This is a genomic window from Streptomyces sp. WAC 04229, from assembly GCF_003947455.1.
In the GTDB taxonomy this organism is placed as follows: domain Bacteria; phylum Actinomycetota; class Actinomycetes; order Streptomycetales; family Streptomycetaceae; genus Streptomyces.
Map to the genome: position 1 here is coordinate 20,619 of NZ_QHJH01000062.1, position 16,535 is coordinate 37,153.

Annotated in this window: 13 protein-coding genes; 8 read left to right on the top strand and 5 right to left on the bottom strand. The window is 71.3% G+C overall.

The window, feature by feature from the left end; translation table 11 throughout:
- The first annotated feature begins 72 nt into the window (after nt 1–72).
- Entirely contained in the window at nt 73–2,166 is a 2,094-nt protein-coding gene (locus DMH12_RS18635) for a SpoIIE family protein phosphatase (RefSeq protein WP_185832393.1), read from the top strand.
- A gap of 70 nt (nt 2,167–2,236) precedes the next feature.
- On the opposite strand, the gene DMH12_RS18640 is transcribed toward DMH12_RS18635, so the two are convergent.
- Entirely contained in the window at nt 2,237–4,540 is a 2,304-nt protein-coding gene (locus DMH12_RS18640) for a transglycosylase domain-containing protein (RefSeq protein ID WP_185832394.1), read from the bottom strand.
- Nucleotides 4,541–4,787: 247 nt separating this feature from the next.
- Here DMH12_RS18640 and DMH12_RS18645 point away from each other — a divergent pair, with 247 nt between their 5' ends.
- The 5 genes from DMH12_RS18645 to DMH12_RS18665 all read left to right on the top strand — a co-directional run bounded on the left by DMH12_RS18645 (nt 4,788) and on the right by DMH12_RS18665 (nt 9,740).
- Nucleotides 4,788–5,726 (top strand): SPFH domain-containing protein, encoded by a 939-nt coding sequence (locus tag DMH12_RS18645; RefSeq protein WP_125492685.1) that lies wholly within the window; start codon nt 4,788–4,790, stop codon nt 5,724–5,726.
- Complete coding sequence (locus DMH12_RS18650) at nt 5,723–6,010, top strand: hypothetical protein (protein ID WP_125492686.1); 288 nt, start codon at nt 5,723–5,725, stop codon at nt 6,008–6,010. The genes DMH12_RS18645 and DMH12_RS18650 overlap by 4 nt, the downstream gene beginning before the upstream one ends.
- A gap of 180 nt (nt 6,011–6,190) precedes the next feature.
- Nucleotides 6,191–6,715, top strand: coding sequence for a PadR family transcriptional regulator (locus tag DMH12_RS18655; protein WP_122616012.1), 525 nt, complete (start codon nt 6,191–6,193; stop codon nt 6,713–6,715).
- Nucleotides 6,712–7,401, top strand: coding sequence for an ABC transporter ATP-binding protein (locus tag DMH12_RS18660; protein ID WP_125492687.1), 690 nt, complete (start codon nt 6,712–6,714; stop codon nt 7,399–7,401). The genes DMH12_RS18655 and DMH12_RS18660 overlap by 4 nt, the downstream gene beginning before the upstream one ends.
- Entirely contained in the window at nt 7,398–9,740 is a 2,343-nt protein-coding gene (locus tag DMH12_RS18665) for an ABC transporter permease (protein WP_185832395.1), read from the top strand. The genes DMH12_RS18660 and DMH12_RS18665 overlap by 4 nt, the downstream gene beginning before the upstream one ends.
- Before the next feature lie 127 nt (nt 9,741–9,867).
- Here the strand turns inward: DMH12_RS18665 and DMH12_RS18670 are convergent, their stop codons facing one another.
- Nucleotides 9,868–10,806 (bottom strand): LysR substrate-binding domain-containing protein, encoded by a 939-nt coding sequence (locus DMH12_RS18670; RefSeq protein ID WP_125492688.1) that lies wholly within the window; start codon nt 10,804–10,806, stop codon nt 9,868–9,870.
- A 133-nt stretch (nt 10,807–10,939) separates the two neighbouring features.
- Between DMH12_RS18670 and DMH12_RS18675 the strand changes: the two genes are divergently transcribed.
- Complete coding sequence (locus DMH12_RS18675; protein WP_122616009.1) at nt 10,940–11,494, top strand: peroxiredoxin; 555 nt, start codon at nt 10,940–10,942, stop codon at nt 11,492–11,494.
- Between the two features lie 6 nt (nt 11,495–11,500).
- Entirely contained in the window at nt 11,501–12,037 is a 537-nt protein-coding gene (locus DMH12_RS18680; RefSeq protein ID WP_125492689.1) for an alkyl hydroperoxide reductase, read from the top strand.
- A gap of 91 nt (nt 12,038–12,128) precedes the next feature.
- On the opposite strand, the gene DMH12_RS18685 is transcribed toward DMH12_RS18680, so the two are convergent.
- The 3 genes from DMH12_RS18685 to DMH12_RS18695 all read right to left on the bottom strand — a co-directional run bounded on the left by DMH12_RS18685 (nt 12,129) and on the right by DMH12_RS18695 (nt 16,120).
- On the bottom strand, nt 12,129–13,508 hold the full coding sequence (locus tag DMH12_RS18685; RefSeq protein WP_125492690.1) for an AI-2E family transporter: 1,380 nt from the start codon (nt 13,506–13,508) through the stop codon (nt 12,129–12,131).
- 149 nt (nt 13,509–13,657) lie between these two features.
- Entirely contained in the window at nt 13,658–14,356 is a 699-nt protein-coding gene (locus DMH12_RS18690; protein WP_185832396.1) for a transglycosylase SLT domain-containing protein, read from the bottom strand.
- A 438-nt stretch (nt 14,357–14,794) separates the two neighbouring features.
- On the bottom strand, nt 14,795–16,120 hold the full coding sequence (locus DMH12_RS18695; protein WP_125492692.1) for a PhoH family protein: 1,326 nt from the start codon (nt 16,118–16,120) through the stop codon (nt 14,795–14,797).
- Nucleotides 16,121–16,535: the final 415 nt, after the last annotated feature.

Sequence of the window (16,535 nt, forward strand, 5' to 3'; positions counted from 1 at the left end):
CCTCGGGCACGTATTCCGGGTATCGGGTTTTCTGCGGGACGAACTGCACGCGCCGCGCGCAGTCCCGGACGGATGGATTCGACACGCGTGACGGAGCACCCGACCTCCTTCGACCGCCCGATGACGGGCGCCGACCCCACGGATCCCCGCGGGGCGCTCATGCGTACCCCCGTGGAGCCGCGCGCCTCCGGGTCCGCGTTACCGGCACAGGGACGCGCGGGAGAGACGCCGCCCACCGCGGGCGCCGACTCGCCCGGCGCCTACGAGCACGCCCAGCCCGGCGCAGAGCAGGCCGCCGAACCCGACACGCACCGCCCGCGGCCCGCGGCCGAGGGCGTCCCGGTGCAGCCGGGCGGCGTGCCGTCCACGCCCGCGGCACCGCCCGGCACGGACCGCCGGACCGCGCCGGAGCCGGAGCGGCGGACCGGGCAGCCCACCGCGCCCGGGCAGCCCACGCCGATGCGGCGGGACGGGGACCGGCTGCGGTTCGTGGGAGCCGCGACCCGGCGGATCGCCCGGGGCATGGACCTGGACGAGATCGTGATGGGTCTGTGCCGGGCCACCGTTCCGACGTTCGCCGACGCGATCCTCGTCTACCTGCGCGAGCCGCTGCCGGTCGGCGACGAGCGCCCCACCGGCCCGCTGGTGCTGCGGCTGCGGCGCACCGACCGGATACCGGCCGAGCGGGACACCGAGGGCGGCTTCGTCCCGGCCGCCCAGCCGGAGCCCTCCGAGCTGGAGGCGGTCGGCTCCGAGCTGTGCGAGGTGCGGCCGGGCAGCGCGCTCGCCGAGGTGCTGCGCGGGGTCCGCCCGGTCTTCACGGACACCCCGGCCGCCCGTGCCGCGCTGCCGGAACTGCTCGGCGAAGGAGTCGAGTTCGCCGTGCCCGACGGCCGCCGGGCGATCCTCGCGCCGCTGCGCGGCCGGCGCCGGGTGATCGGCGCCGCCCTGTTCCTGCGCGGCCCGGAGCGCGTCGCCTTCGAGGCCGACGACCTGCTGGTCGCCGCGCAGCTCGCCACGCACAGCGCCCTCGGCATCGACAAGGCGGTGCTGTACGGGCGTGAGGCGTACATCGCCGACGAGCTGCAGCGCACGATGCTCCCGGAGAACCTGCCGCGCTGCACCGGCGTACGGCTGGCCTCCCGCTACCTCCCGGCCGCCGAGACCGCGCGGGTCGGCGGCGACTGGTACGACGCCATCCCGCTGCCCGGCAGCCGGGTCGCGCTGGTCGTCGGGGACGTGATGGGCCACTCCATGACGTCGGCGGCCATCATGGGCCAGCTGCGGACCACCGCGCAGACCCTGGCCGGGCTCGACCTGCCTCCGCAGGAGGTGCTGCACCACCTGGACGAGCAGGCCCAGCGCCTGGGCACCGACCGCATGGCGACCTGCCTCTACGCGGTGTACGACCCGGTGTCGCACCGCATCACCGTCGCCAACGCCGGCCATCCGCCGCCCGTACTCCTGCACCTGGGCGGCCACGCCGAGGTGCTGCGGGTGCCGGCGGGCGCCCCGATCGGCGTGGGCGGCGTGGACTTCGAGGCCGTGGAGCTGGACGCCCCCGCCGGCGCGACCCTGCTCCTGTACACGGACGGGCTGGTCGAGTCCCGGCTGCGGGACGTGTGGACCGGCATAGAGCAGCTGCGGGAGCGCCTCGCGGCGACCGCACAGCTCACCGGCCCGGACCATCCGCCGCCGCTGGAAGCCCTGTGCGACGAGGTCCTCGACATGCTCGGCCCCGGCGACCGGGACGACGACATCGCGCTGCTCGCCGCCCGGTTCGACGGCATCGCGCCCAGCGACGTGGCGTACTGGTTCCTGGATCCGGAGGACGCGGCACCCGGCCGGGCCCGTCGGCTGGCCAGGCGCGCACTGGCCCGCTGGGGCATGGAGGACCTCACGGACGCCGTGGAGCTGCTCGTCAGCGAGGTGGTGACCAACGCCGTGCGGTACGCCTCCCGGCCGGTCACCCTGCGGCTGCTGCGCACGGACGTGCTGCGCTGCGAGGTCGGCGACGACGTGCCCCAGCTGCCCCGGCTGCGGCAGGCGCGCGCCACCGACGAGGGCGGGCGCGGGCTGTACCTGGTGAACCGGCTGGCCCGGCGCTGGGGCGCGACCCGGCTGAGCACGGGCAAGGTGGTCTGGTTCGAGCTGAACCGCGGCTGAGACGTACGCGAAGGGGCGCCCGGTGAGCACCGGGCGCCCCTTCGCGTGCCTCCGCACCTGCCGCCGGTTCCTACTCCCGGTCCCGGTCGGGGAGGAGCGGGTTCTCCGGCTCCGTCGTCCCGCCGCCGCCCGTGGGCGGTTCGGTGGACGGGCTGTTCGACGGCGACTGCGACGGTGACTGGGAGGGTGCCTCGGTCGTCGGCTCCTCGGTCGACGGCTCCTCGGTCGTCGGCTCCTGGGAGGGCGACTCCTCCTGGGTCTCCTCCTGCGTCGGCGACTGGCTCGGCGACTGGCTGACCGACGGCGAGGTGCTCGGCTTCACCGCGGCGCCCTGCTTGGTGTCCAGGTCGAACTTGGTGACCTCGTCCATGACGCCGAAGGTGTACGCCGCCCAGATCTCCGCGGGGAAGCCGCCGCCGTTGACGCGGTAGTCGACGCCGCCGGCCTTGTACATCGGGACCTGGGCGTGGCTCTTGGGGTCCTCGCCGAAGAGGCCGACCGAGGTGACCAGGCCGGGGGTGAAGCCGGTGAACCAGGCCGACTTGTTGTCGTCGGACGTACCGGTCTTGCCGGCCACCTGCTGGCCGTCGCGCAGCGGGTTCTCCCGTACGGACTTCTTGGCCGTACCGTCGTCGACCACGCCGGTGAGCACGGATGTCACCGTGTCGGCGGCCTGCTCGCTGATCACCTGCTCGCCGATGGCCTCGGGTATCTCGATGGTGCGGTCCTTGTGCTCGACCGACTTGACGATCTGCGGGGTGACCTTCTTGCCGTGGTTGTCGAGGGTGGCGTAGACGCCGGCCATCTCCAGGGGGCTCGCCCCCATACTGCCCAGGGTCTGGGCGGGCACGGCCTGCTCGCCCTCGGTGTCCATGCCGAGTTCGGCCGCGACCTTCATCACCTCCGTCATGCCCACGTCGATGCCCATCTGGGCGAAGACGGAGTTGACGGACTTGTTCATCGCCTCCTGGACGTCGATGTCGCCGTAGTCGACGTCGTCCTCGTTGGGGGGCGCGAAGCCGACCTTCTGGTCGCCGTCCATCACGGGGCGCTTGCTCGTGCCGTCGTACATCGTGTTGGCGGTGATCGGCACGCCGTCCTGGGTCTCGGCGTCCTGGTCGACGGCGGCGGCGAGGATCACCGGCTTGAAGGTGGAGGCGGGCTGGTAGTCGTCGCGGGTGGCGTTGTTCGTGTAGTGCTTCACGTAGTCCACGCCGCCGTACATCGCCAGGACCCCGCCCGTCTTCGGGTCGACGGACGCGGCGCCGGCCTGGACGTCGGCGTCGACGTCGCGCTTCTTCGGGTCGAGCTTGCTGGTGAGCTCGGCCTTGACCGACTTCTCCAGCGCGGCCTGCTTCTTCTTGTCGATGTTGAGGGTGACCGTGTAACCGCCGAGGTCCACCAGGGCCTTGGCCTGTTCCATGTCCTCGGCGGCGCCCTGGGCGACGAGCTGCTTCTTGAGCGTGTAGTTGGCCGCGTCCACCAGATAGCCGGTCTGGCCCTCCATCCCGGCGGCGGCCTTGGGCTCCTCGGGCACCGGGAACTTCATGCCCCGGCGCTCGCTCGCGCCCAGCCACTTCTGCTCGACCATGTTGTCCAGCACGTAGTTCCAGCGGTCCTGGGCGAGCTTCTTGCCGGTCTCGCTGGCGATCGCCCAGTCGTACTGGTTCGGGGCCTGGAGCAGCGCGGAGAGGTACGCGCCCTGTTCGACCGTCAGGTCCTCGGCGTCGACGCGGTAGTACGCCTGGGCGGCGGCCTGGATGCCGTAGGCGCCGCGGCCGTAGTAGCTGGTGTTCATGTAGCCGGCGAGGATGTAGTCCTTGGACTTCTCCCGGTCCAGCTTCAGGGAGATGACCAGCTCCTTGAGCTTGCGGGAGACGGTCTGCTCCTGGGACAGGTAGTAGTTCTTGACGTACTGCTGGGTGATCGTCGAGCCGCCCTGCGCGCCCTTGCCGGAGAGCGTGTTGAGCACGCCGCGCGTGGTCCCCTTGAGGTCGACGCCCGCGTCGTCGTAGAAGGTCTTGTTCTCGGCGGCGACGAAGCTGCGCTGGACGTCCTTGGGCACCTTGGCCAGGTCCACGATCTCGCGGTTGCGCTCGCCCGTGCGGGCCATGACGCTGCCGTCGCTGTACTTGTAGACGTTGCTCTGGAGATCGGCCTCGGGGTTGCCCTCGGGGATGTCGATCACCATGTACAGCACGATGAAGGCGCCCATGCCGAGCAGGCAGAGGCCGAAGAACGTGCCGACGATCTTCTTCCAGGTGAACAGGCGGCGTATGCCGCTCTTCCCGCCCGCGCCCGACGAACGGCGGTCTTTGGGCGCCGCGCGGCGGCCACCGCGCTGTCGCGCTTTTCTCTCTTCCGCTCGTCCCATGGGTCCGATCCGCTCCGCTTCGGTCATCCGTGTGCACGTCTCGCTCACGCGTCACACAGGTTCGTCGCTCAGGTCAGCTCAGAAAGCTAACACCGGGAGATATGACAAACGGCTACTGATCCGGCCTTGTACGGACGTGAGAATCAGCACCCGTTCCCCAGGAACCGACGTACGAGGGTGGTCGAAGGTTGCCGTTCTCGGGTAAAGTGATATCACTTAGTAAGCTCAGAGATAAGGGGGACCACCTATGTCCACGCACGATGCCCCGCAGGTCACCGCGGATGTGCCCGAGATGCCGGCACCCCGCGTACGGGAGACCCAGGCACACAGCATCGGCGGCGGCTTCGCGCTGCTGCTGGGGCTGGTCGGGCTGCTCGTCGGCGCCGGCCTGATCGCCTCCGCCACGGCGGTCGACTCCACCGGCGGGAAGGCCGCACTCATCATCGGGGGCATCGTGATCGCCCTGGCGGCCTTCCTCGCGATGTGCGGGCTGAACATGGTCGCGCCGGGCGAGGCCCGCGTGGTGCAGCTCTTCGGCCGGTACCGGGGGACGATCCGGCAGGACGGCCTGCGCTGGGTGAACCCGTTCACCTCGCGCACCAAGATCTCGACCCGGGTGCGCAACCACGAGACGGCCGTGCTGAAGGTCAACGACGCCTACGGCAACCCGATCGAGCTGGCCGCGGTCGTGGTGTGGCGGGTGGAGGACACCGCGCAGGCCACCTTCGAGGTGGACGACTACATCGAGTTCGTCTCCACCCAGACCGAGGCGGCCGTGCGGCACATCGCCATCGAGTACCCGTACGACGCCCACGAGGAGGACGGCCTCTCGCTGCGCGGCAACGCGGAGGAGATCACCGAGAAGCTCGCCGTCGAGCTGCACGCGCGCGTGGAGGCGGCCGGCGTGCAGATCATCGAGTCCCGCTTCACGCACCTCGCGTACGCGCCGGAGATCGCCTCGGCGATGCTCCAGCGGCAGCAGGCCGGCGCGGTGGTCGCGGCGCGGCGGCAGATCGTGGACGGCGCCGTCGGCATGGTCGAGGCCGCGCTCGCCCGGATCAGCGAGCAGGACATCGTGGAACTGGACGACGAGCGGAAGGCGGCCATGGTGTCCAACCTGATGGTCGTGCTCTGCGGGGACCGCGCCGCCCAGCCGGTCCTGAACACGGGGACGCTCTACCAGTGACGCCCCCGTCCGAGGGCTCGCCGCCCGAGGGCCCCCCGTCCGGGGGCCCCGCCCCGAAGCGCCGGCCGCAGCAGCGCAAGCAGGTACTGCTGCGGCTGGACCCCCAGGTGTACGAGGCACTGGCCCGTTGGGCGGGTGAGGACCTGCGCTCGGCCAACGCCCAGATCGAGTTCCTGCTCCGCAGGGCACTGGCGGAGGCCGGCCGGCTGCCCGGCGACGCGGGGCCGCTGCCACGCAGAGGCCGCCCGCCGCGAGGCGGCCCGGGGGCGGCGCCACCGCCGTGACCGGCCCCTTCACCCCGCAGCACACACCGGGACGCCGCGCCGCCGCACCTCGCGGAGGCGCGGCTTCCGTCGTTTCGGAACCGTGACAATCGGCTCCGACCTGCGGCTCCGTACGCCCGGACACGGACTCTGCACAGGGCGTATACATGCGACGTATACACCGTGTGTAGAGTGCTCCGCATGTCCATCGGTCACACCCTTCTGGGACTCCTGGAGTCGGGGCCACGCCACGGTTACGACCTGAAGCGCGCCTTCGACGAGAAGTTCGGTCACGACCGGCCGCTCCACTACGGCCAGGTCTATTCGACGATGTCCCGCCTGCTGAAGAACGGCCTCGTCGTCGTCGACGGCATAGAGGCGGGCGACGGTCCCGAGCGCAAGCGGTACGCCATCACCGACGCGGGGATCACCGACGTACAGCAGTGGCTCGCCACGCCGGAGAAGCCCGAGCCGTACCTCCAGTCGACGCTGTACACCAAGGTCGTCCTCGCGCTGCTCACCCACCGCGACGCCGCCGACATCCTCGACACGCAGCGGTCGGAGCACCTGCGCAGCATGCGCATCCTCACCGACCGCAAGCGCAAGGGCGACCTCGCCGACCAGCTCGTCTGCGACCACGCCCTGTTCCATCTGGAGGCCGACCTGCGGTGGCTGGAGCTGACCGCGGCGCGCCTCGACAAGCTCCGTGAGGCGGTGGCCCGATGACTCCCCCCGCAGGTTCCCTGCTCTCGGCCGAACAGCTGCGCAAGGCGTACGGCCCCACCCTCGCCCTCGACGGCGCGGAGTTCTCCATCCACCCCGGCGAGGTCGTCGCCGTGATGGGTCCCTCCGGCTCCGGCAAGTCGACGCTGCTGCACTGCCTCGCCGGCATCGTGCCGCCCGACTCGGGGACCATCACGTACAACGCGCGTGAGCTGTCCGCCATGAGCGACTCCGAGCGCAGCGCCCTGCGCCGCTCCGAGTTCGGGTTCGTGTTCCAGTTCGGCCAGCTCGTGCCGGAGCTGACCTGCGTCGAGAACGTCGCCCTCCCGCTGCGCCTGAACGGCACCTCCCGCAAGGAGGCCGAGCGGGCCGCGCTGTCCTGGATGGAGCGGCTGGAGGTCGACGACCTGCGCAAGAAGCGGCCCGGCGAGGTCTCCGGCGGCCAGGGCCAGCGGGTCGCGGTGGCGCGGTCCCTGGTCACCAGCCCCCGCGTGCTCTTCGCCGACGAGCCGACCGGCGCGCTGGACTCCCTCAACGGCGAGCGCGTGATGGAACTCCTCACGGACGCCGCGCGCTCCACCAACGCGGCGGTGGTCCTGGTCACGCACGAGGCGCGGGTGGCGGCCTACTCCGACCGCGAGATCGTCGTACGGGACGGCAAGTCCCGGGACATGGAGCGCGTCGTATGAACCTGCGCCAGTGGGCCGCGGACCTGATGCTGGGCGTCCGCTTCGCCTTCACCGGCGGCCGCGAGGGGTGGACCCGGGCCGCGCTGACGGCTGTCGGCGTCGGCCTCGGCGTGGCGCTGCTCCTGCTGACGACGGCCGTCCCGAACGCGCTCGAGGTCCGGCACGAACGGGAGAGCGACCGAACCGACTTCAACTTCTCCCTGGAGCGGATACCGAAGGCCGACGACACCCTCGTGGTCGCCGACGTCGACACCGACTTCCGGGACAAGAACGTGCGGGGCCGGGCGCTGGAGCCCGAGGGTCCGCGGGCACCGCTGCCGCCGGGCCTGGAGAAGTTCCCGGCGGTCGGCGAGATGGTGGTCTCCCCGGCGCTGAAGGAGCTGCTGGAGTCGGACTCGGGCGCGCTGCTGCGCGAGCGGCTGCCGGACCGGATCGTCGGCACCGTCGGGGAGAGCGGGCTGATCGGCTCGAGTGAACTCGCCTTCTACCGGGGCGGCGACGGGCTCGCTCCGCGGGTCGACGGCAGCGTGGTCACCCGTATCGACCGGTTCGGGGACCCGGATCCGGGCGAGGAGGATTCCGACCCGGTGCTCCTGCTGCTGATCCTGGTCGTCTTCGTGGTGCTGCTGATGCCGGTCGCGGTGTTCATCGCCGCGGCCGTGCGATTCGGCGGCGAGCGGCGGGACCGGCGGCTGGCCGCGCTCCGGCTGGTGGGTTCCGACAGCCGTATGACCCGGCGGATCGCTGCCGGCGAGGCCCTGGCGGGGGCGGTGCTCGGGCTGGTCTTCGGCGCCGGATTCTTCCTGGTGGGGCGCCAGCTCGCGGGCTCGGCCGAGGTGTTCGACATCAGCGTGTTCCCGAGCTACCTGAACCCGTCTCCGGTGCTGGCGCTGCTGGTGGCGGTGGCGGTGCCGGCGGCGGCCGTGCTGGTGACGCTGCTCGCGCTGCGCGGGGTGGTCATCGAACCGCTCGGCGTGGTCCGCTCGGGGCGGCCGGCCAGGCGCCGGCTGTGGTGGCGGCTGCTGCTGCCGCTGGCCGGGCTGGCGCTGCTCTACCCGATGATCGGCAACGGGCGCGAAGGCGGTGACTTCAACCAGTACATGGTCACCGGCGGTGTGGTCCTGCTCCTGGTCGGGGTGACCGCGCTGCTGCCGTGGATCGTGGAGACGGTCGTGGCGCGGCTCGGCGCCGGCGGGGTGGCCTGGCAACTGGCCGTGCGCAGACTCCAGATGAGCAGCGGTACGGCGGCCCGCATGGTCAACGGCATCGCGGTGGCCGTCGCCGGGGCGATCGCGCTGCAGATGCTGTTCACCGGCGTGGACGGCGACTACACCAAGCCCACCGGGCAGGACCTCTCGCAGGCCCAGATGGAGGTGCAGCTGCCGAGCGACGTGCCGGTGGCCCCGGCCGCCGAGAAGCTGCGGGACACCAAGGGCGTGAAGGCGGTCTTCGACTACTCCGAGGGCTGGGTCGGCGACCGTGCCCGGGACCCGGAGAACGGCACGACGATGACGGTGGGCACCTGCGCGTCACTGCGGGAGATCGCCAAGCTCGACTCGTGCGCGGACGGGGACGTGTTCGCCGTCCGGGGCGCCGAGTGGGACGGCGACGTGGACCCCACGAAGATGGCCGTGGCGGGCCGGAAGCTGTACGTCGACCCGTCCTACGAGGGCGGCCCGAGGAGCCGGGAGGCCCCCTGGACGGTGCCGCAGGGCGTGAAGACGGCGAAGCCGCGTCTCGGGCTGCTGGCCGGGACCGACCGGGGCGGGTTCCTGCTCACGCCGAAGGCGATGTCGTCCGCGATGGCTCCCGCCCTCGAAGGGCACGCCTACCTCCGGCTCGACGAGTCGGTGCCGGACGTGAAGGACCACGTCCGGAACACCACGGAGGCCGTCCACCCGCTGGCCGACGCCGTGACGTGGTCCGCGACGGAGCGCACCGACCGGTTCGACGCCATCCGCACCGGGCTGTTCGTCGGGGCGACCTGTGTGCTGGCGCTGATCGGTGCCAGTCTGCTGATCTCGCAGCTGGAGCAGTTGCGCGAGCGCAGGAAACTCCTGTCGGCCCTGGTCGCCTTCGGCACCCGGCGCCGCACGCTGAGCCTGTCGGTGCTGTGGCAGACGGCGATCCCCATCGCGCTGGGCCTGCTGCTGGCCTGCGTGGTCGGCCTGACCCTGGGCACGGTCCTCCTGAAGATGACGGACACCCCGGTCCGCGTCGACTGGACCGGCGTCCTGTCCATGACCGGCATCGGCGCGGCGGTCGTCCTGGCGGTGACGCTGTGCAGCCTGCCTCCGCTGCTGCGGCTGATGCGGCCGGAGGGGTTGCGCACGGAGTAGCCGCGCGGGCGGCGGGTGCGGGGGTCCGTGTCCACGGGGCACGGGCCCCACACGCGCGCCCGGGCCCGCACGGAGTACGGGACGGGCAGGCCCGAGGCGGCGACCGCAGTACGGGACGGGCGGGGCGTCACGCAGCGACCGTCCGGACCGGCAGGTCCCCCATCGCCTCCCTCAGCGCCGCGGCCAGCTCCTCGTACTCCGCGCTGCGCGCCGCGCCCGTGCGCATGGTGAGCGCGATGCGGCGGGTCGGGGCCGGGTCGGTGAACGAGGCGGTGAGGAGCTGGCTGGAGCGGGAGGTCTCCACGCGGACCGCGGTGCGGGGCAGCAGGGTGACCCCGAGGCCGCCCGCGACCAGCTGGACCAGGGTGGACAGACCGGCGGCCGTGGTCGTCGCGGGGACACCCGCGCGGCCCGCCTCCCGGCAGATGTCCAGCGCCTGGTCGCGCAGGCAGTGGCCCTCGTCGAGCAGCAGCAGGTTCAGCTCGCGCAGCACCGAGCGGTCGATCCCCTCCCTGCCGCCGAGCCGGTGGTCGAGCGGCGTGACGAGCACGAAGTCCTCGTCGAAGAGGGGGAGTTCGGTGACGCCGGGCACGCCGAGCGGGACGGCGAGCAGCAGCAGGTCGAGGCGGCCGGTGGTGAGGCCGTCCAGGAGGCTCGCGGTCTGTTCCTCGTGGACCTGGAGGTCGAGGTCGGGGTAGCGGTCGTGGACGAGACGCAGCACGGTCGGCAGCAGGTACGGTGCCACGGTCGGGATGACGCCGAGCCGCAGCGCACCGGTGAAGGGCGCCCGTTCCGCCTCCGCCTCCTCCAGCAGCGCGCCGACCTCCGCCAGTACCGCCTTCGCCCGCACCGCGAGCCGGGCGCCGGCCGGCGAGAGCAGCACCTTGCGCGTCGTGCGCTCCAGGAGGGTGACACCCAGTGCCTCCTCCAGGGCGGAGACGGCGCCAGAGAGGGCGGGCTGGCTCATCCCGATCGCCGCGGCGGCGTCACGGAAATGCAGATGCTCCGCGACCGCGTCGAAAGCCCGCAGCTGGGCGAGGCTGGGCTGCCTCTTCTTACCGGACACTAATAGCCACCTCCGATCAACTCGACCGAGTGTAGCTATTTCACTAATCAATGCACCCTGTGCCAACATCAAGAACGTCCAACCCATGGGAAACGCCAGCAAAACGGGTGTTTCCTCGCTGCAAGGAGAGCGCGTGCTCACTGTCGGTGACAAGTTCCCCGAGTTCGATCTGACCGCCTGCGTCTCGCTGGAGAAGGGCGAGGAGTTCCAGCAGATCAACCACAAGACCTACGAGGGTCAGTGGAAGGTCATCTTCGCGTGGCCCAAGGACTTCACCTTCGTGTGCCCGACCGAGATCGCCGCCTTCGGCAAGCTGAACGACGAGTTCGCCGACCGCGACGCCCAGGTCCTCGGCTTCTCCGGCGACTCCGAGTTCGTCCACCACGCCTGGCGCAAGGACCACGACGACCTGCGTGACCTGCCCTTCCCGATGATGGCGGACTCCAAGCACGAGCTGATGCGCGACCTCGGCATCGAGGGCGAGGACGGCTTCGCCAAGCGCGCCGTGTTCATCGTGGACCAGAACAACGAGATCCAGTTCTCCATGGTGACCGCCGGCTCGGTCGGCCGTAACCCCAAGGAGGTCCTGCGGGTCCTCGACGCCCTGCAGACCGACGAGCTCTGCCCGTGCAACTGGAGCAAGGGCGACGAGACCCTCGACCCGGTCGCGCTGCTCTCGGGAGAGTGATCTGACATGTCCCTCGACTCCCTGAAGTCCGCCGTCCCGGACTACGCCAAGGACCTCAAGCTCAACCTGGGCTCGGTCATAGGCAACTCCGGCCTGCCGGCGCAGCAGCTGTGGGGCACCGTGCTGGCGACCGCCATCGCCTCGCGCTCCCCCATCGTGCTGCGCGAGCTGGAGCCGGAGGCGAAGGCCAACCTCACGCCGGAGGCGTACAAGGCCGCCAAGTCGGCCGCCGCCGTGATGGCGATGAACAACGTCTTCTACCGCACCCGGCACCTGCTGTCGGACCACGAGTACGGCACCCTGCGCGCCGGTCTGCGGATGAACGTCATCGGCAACCCGGGCGTCGACAAGGTCGACTTCGAGCTGTGGTCCTTCGCGGTCTCCGCCATCAACGGCTGCGGCATGTGCCTGGACTCGCACGAGCAGGTGCTCCGCAAGGCCGGTGTGGACCGTGAGACGGTCCAGGAGGCGTTCAAGATCGCCGCGGTCGTCGAGGCCGTCGGCGTCACGCTGGACGCCGAGGCGGTCCTGGCCGACCAGTAGTCCCCGCCACGCGGCACGCGTACGACGGGCCCCGCCCACCTTCCGGTGGGCGGGGCCCGTCGCGTCGTCGGGGCCGTCGTGCCGCAGTGGCCTACGCCGGGGAGGCGTCCGACTGCGGCTCCACCTCCGGCGGCTGCGGATTGGGCGGCGGATCCGCCGCCGGTGAGGCGTCCACGGCGGTCGCCCCGTGCGGCTTGGGTGTCTGCCGGACGGCGGCCTCGCGGGAGTACGCCCGCAGGTAGCCCACGACGGTGTTCGTCACCGCCACCAGCGGTACGGCGACCACCGCGCCGCCGATGCCGGCCACCATGCCGCCGGCGGCCACGGACAGCACCACGGCCAGTGGGTGGACCCGCACCGCGCGTCCGAGGATGAACGGCTGGAGGATGTGCCCCTCGATCTGCTGCACCGCCAGCACCACCACGAGGGTCATGACCGCCGCGAACACGCCCTGCGTCACCAGCGCCACGACGACCGCGAGCGCGCCCGAGATCACCGCGCCGACCAGCGGGATGAAGGCGAACAGGAAGATGAACACGGCCAGCGGCACGGCCATCGGCACGTCGAGGAAGTAGATGCCGAGGCCGATGAAGATGGCGTCGATCAGCGCCACGATCACCGTGCCCCGCACGTACGCCGTCAGCGTCCGCCAGGCACGCGGGCCGGCACCGGCCACGCCCGGCCGGGCCGCCGCCGGCACCAGCTTCAGCGTCCACTGCCAGATGCGCTTGCCGTCGTAGAGCAGGAAGAGCGTCGAGAAGGCGGCCAGCAGGATGCCGGTGAGCGCCTCGACGACGACCGTGACGCCCTCCAGTCCGGCGGACGTTATCTGGTCGGTGTTGGCGCCGACGGCCTCGCGCAGGTTCTTGGCGATCTCGTTGATCTGCTTGTCGGTGACGTGGAAGGGGCTGTTCAGCAGCCAGTTGCGCAGTTCGTCGATGCCGTCCTGGACCTGGTCGGAGAGGTTGTCGATGTTCTCCATGACCTGCCAGGTGACGAACCAGCCGATCAGGCCCATCACCACGAACCCGAGGATCGCGGTCAGGGCGGTGGCCGGCCCGCGCGGCACCCCGTGCCGGCGCAGCCACGCCACGGCCGGCTGGAGCAGCGCCGTGATCAGCAGGGCGGCGACGAACGCCAGCACCACCAGCTGTACCGCGCTGATGACCCGCATGAGCACCCACACGGTGCCGGCCAGGACCAGCAGCCGCCATCCGGCCTCCGCGGCGACGCGTACGCCCCAGGGCACGGCCTGCGCGGGGTCGGGGCGGTCACGGACCACGACCGCGTGATGCGTGGCGGCGTACTCGTGCGCCGCTTCCTCGGGGGTCGGGCGCCCCTGGTCGGAGGCGCCCACGCCTGTGTCGTCGGCGGCGTCCCGCCGCGCCTCCTGGCGGCGCTGCTCCAACCGCCCGCTCATCTGCGTCAGTCCGGCGCCGAGCCGGCCGAGCCACCCTGGCACTCGCGACATGATCCGTCCTCTTCCCCCGTCTTTCCCCACCACTCCCCCCGGAGTCGTCCGGTCCGACCGTACATCGCGGCAACGCGAAAGCCCCTCACCGTAGGACGGAGAGGGGCTGTGCGAGGTTGAGCGGTGTCCGCGCCGGGCGGGCGGCGGGCTCAGTACCAGTGGTTGGCCTGCCAGAAGGCCCAGGCTTCGCACGGGCTGCCGTAGCGGTTGTCCATGTAGCTGAGCCCCCACTTGATCTGGGTGGCCGGGTTGGTGCGCCAGTCGGCACCCGCGGAGGCGTACTTGCCCGCGGGGAGGGCCTGGAAGAGACCGTAGGCACCGGAGGAGGGGTTGACGGCCTGGTGGTTCCAGCTGGACTCGTGGTCCACGATGTTGCTGAAGCACTGGAACTGGCCGCTGGGCACCATCTGACGGGCCATCGCCTGGATCTGGCCGGTGCTGTAGGAGCTCTGGACGGCGAAGCTGGTGGAGTCGCGCTGGGCGTCGCGACTGGCCGCCTCCTTCTCCTCCTCGCGCTTCTTGGCGGCCTCCTCGGCCGCCTGCTTGGCCTTCTCCTGCTTGGCCACGGCGGTCTTGGCGGCGGCCTTGCGGGCGGCTTCCTCCGCGCCCTTCTTGGCGGTCGCGTCCGCGGCGATGGCCTGCACGTCGGCCTGCTGAGTCAGGGACGCGGTCTGCACCTGCGCCTGCTCACCCATGGGGATGTCCGCGAGCAGCGTCGTGCCGGCTGCCGTCGCCTCCGCGTCGTTGTTCTGCGCGGTGCTGCCCGAGGCAACTCCGACGACGCTTCCGACAGCGGTGACCGCCGTGGCCGAGGCCACTGCGAATCCCCGGACCGAGATCCGGCTCACACGGTTTCCTTCCAGCATCGCCCGCTTCGGTGACCCTCGCGGACGCAATCGTGCCCCTGGCGCTGGCCTCCCCAACTACTGGTCACGGGAGGCACGGGCCCGGTGGACAACTCCCCTCGCGGAGAGCGCCGTGTGGTGCTCGGGCGGCATACGACGCTGCTATGGAGTTGAGGCTGGTGCTTCTGTGGTGCCGTACCGCTGGGGGTACAGGTGTGTCGTATGCGGGGCCTGACAGGAATGAGACTCTGCCGTAACCCGACGGGGTGAGGCAATTCTGTGTTGCGTGTGAAAGCTCACATCCCGTTTGGCCCAAGGGATTCTCGGAAACGCACACATGCCGCGGCGCCGCCCGGCTAGGCTCTTGGCCTTTCCGGACGGCGCCGATTGTCGGACAACCGACCCGTCGCGGGTCGGAGTTCGCGGACGGTCAGAGACGGGTCAGATGTGACCGTCCTCCAGCATTTCGGTCACCAGCGCCGCGATCTGGGACCTCTCGGAGCGCGTCAGGGTGACGTGCGCGAAGAGCGGATGCCCCTTCAGCTTCTCGACCACGGCGACGACTCCGTCGTACCTCCCCACCCGCAGGTTGTCCCGCTGGGCCACGTCGTGGGTCAGTACGACCCGTGAATTGGCGCCGACCCGGGACAGCACGGTCAACAGGACGTTCCGCTCCAGGGACTGGGCCTCGTCCACGATGACGAACGCGTCGTGCAGCGAGCGCCCGCGGATGTGGGTGAGCGGCAGGACCTCCAGCATCCCGCGCGCGGTGACCTCCTCGATGACCTCGCGGCTGGTGACCGCCGACAGCGTGTCGAAGACCGCCTGCGCCCAGGGGCTCATCTTCTCGGCCTCGGACCCCGGCAGGTAGCCGAGCTCCTGCCCGCCGACCGCGTAGAGGGGACGGAAGACCATCACCTTCTGGTGCTGCCGGCGCTCCAGGACCGCTTCCAGGCCCGCGCACAGCGCCAGCGCCGACTTGCCGGTGCCGGCCCGGCCGCCCATCGACACGATGCCGACGTCCGGGTCGAGGAGCAGGTCGAGCGCGATCCGCTGCTCGGCGCTGCGGCCCTTGATGCCGAACGCCTCCCGGTCGCCGCGCACCAGCCGGACGTTGCCGTCGGGCGTGACCCGGCCGAGGGCCTTGCCGCGCTCCGACTGGATGGTCAGACCGGTGTGCACGGGCAGCTCGGCGGCCTCGGGTACGTAGACGTGCCCCTCCTCGAAGAGGATGTCCACCTGCTCGCCGGGCAGCGTCATCTCGGACATCCCGGTCCAGCCGGAGGCGTCCGTGATGGCCAGCTCGGCGCGGTACTCCTCGGCGAGCAGACCGACGGAGGACGCCTTGATCCTGAGCGGGAGGTCCTTGGACACGACGGTGACGTCGAACCCCTCCGCCTGCAGATTGCGGGCGACCGCGAGGATGCGGGAGTCGTTGTCCCCCAGGCGGTAGCCGGTGGGCAGCACGCTGGGGTCCGAGTGGTTGAGCTCGACACGGACGGTGCCGCCGAGGTCCCCGATCGGAATGGGGGCGTCGAGGCGACCGTGCCGGACCCGGAACTCGTCGAGCAGACGCAGGGCCTGCCGGGCGAAGTAGCCGAGTTCGGGATGGTGCCGTTTGGCCTCCAGCTCCGTGACCACGACGATGGGGAGCACGACCTCGTGCTCGTCGAAGCGGTGCAGAGCGTTCGGGTCGGCCAGCAGGACGCTGGTGTCGAGAACGTAGGTGCGCCGATCTGGCTTGTGGCGCTTTGTGCTGGTCACCACGGAAGGACGTACCCCCTCGGATGAGGTCGGGGAGCGACGGAGTGGACGCTGGGCCGGGAGGGCGTGAATGAGCCGACGGGTCCAGGACCTGGCGGACGCAGACCCTTGGGGCCGCCCTGCACTGGCGCGGACCGCGGGCCGGTCCTCCGCCGCGTCTCCCGTGCCGTGACCGCACGGTGGGGCTGGTGCAAAGGGCCTCCCGGGCGGACGGCTCCGTGCCGTCCGCTGAGGATCCGACACCCGTGGTTCGGGCGTCGACCTGCTTGCCTTATGCCCTGGAAAGAGCGCCGCCATGCCACGACCCAGGAGGGCGCACCGGTGAACTCCTAGTTACGGGAGTCCCGCAGGGAGCCGGTGGGAGCCGGTGGGGAGCCCGCGACGGGGGCGCGGCCGACGGGCAGGCGGGGGCGGGCGA

Bases quoted from the DNA above. Each gene is read 5' to 3' on its own strand.
- DMH12_RS18635 (WP_185832393.1), top strand. From the start codon at position 73: ATGGATTCGACACGCGTGACGGAGCACCCGACCTCCTTCGACCGCCCG.
- DMH12_RS18660 (WP_125492687.1), top strand. From the start codon at position 6,712: ATGACTCCCCCCGCAGGTTCCCTGCTCTCGGCCGAACAGCTGCGCAAG.
- DMH12_RS18655 (WP_122616012.1), top strand. From the start codon at position 6,191: ATGTCCATCGGTCACACCCTTCTGGGACTCCTGGAGTCGGGGCCACGC.
- DMH12_RS18640 (WP_185832394.1), bottom strand. From the start codon at position 4,540: ATGGGACGAGCGGAAGAGAGAAAAGCGCGACAGCGCGGTGGCCGCCGC.
- DMH12_RS18685 (WP_125492690.1), bottom strand. From the start codon at position 13,508: ATGTCGCGAGTGCCAGGGTGGCTCGGCCGGCTCGGCGCCGGACTGACG.
- DMH12_RS18665 (WP_185832395.1), top strand. From the start codon at position 7,398: ATGAACCTGCGCCAGTGGGCCGCGGACCTGATGCTGGGCGTCCGCTTC.
- DMH12_RS18645 (WP_125492685.1), top strand. From the start codon at position 4,788: ATGTCCACGCACGATGCCCCGCAGGTCACCGCGGATGTGCCCGAGATG.
- DMH12_RS18680 (WP_125492689.1), top strand. From the start codon at position 11,501: ATGTCCCTCGACTCCCTGAAGTCCGCCGTCCCGGACTACGCCAAGGAC.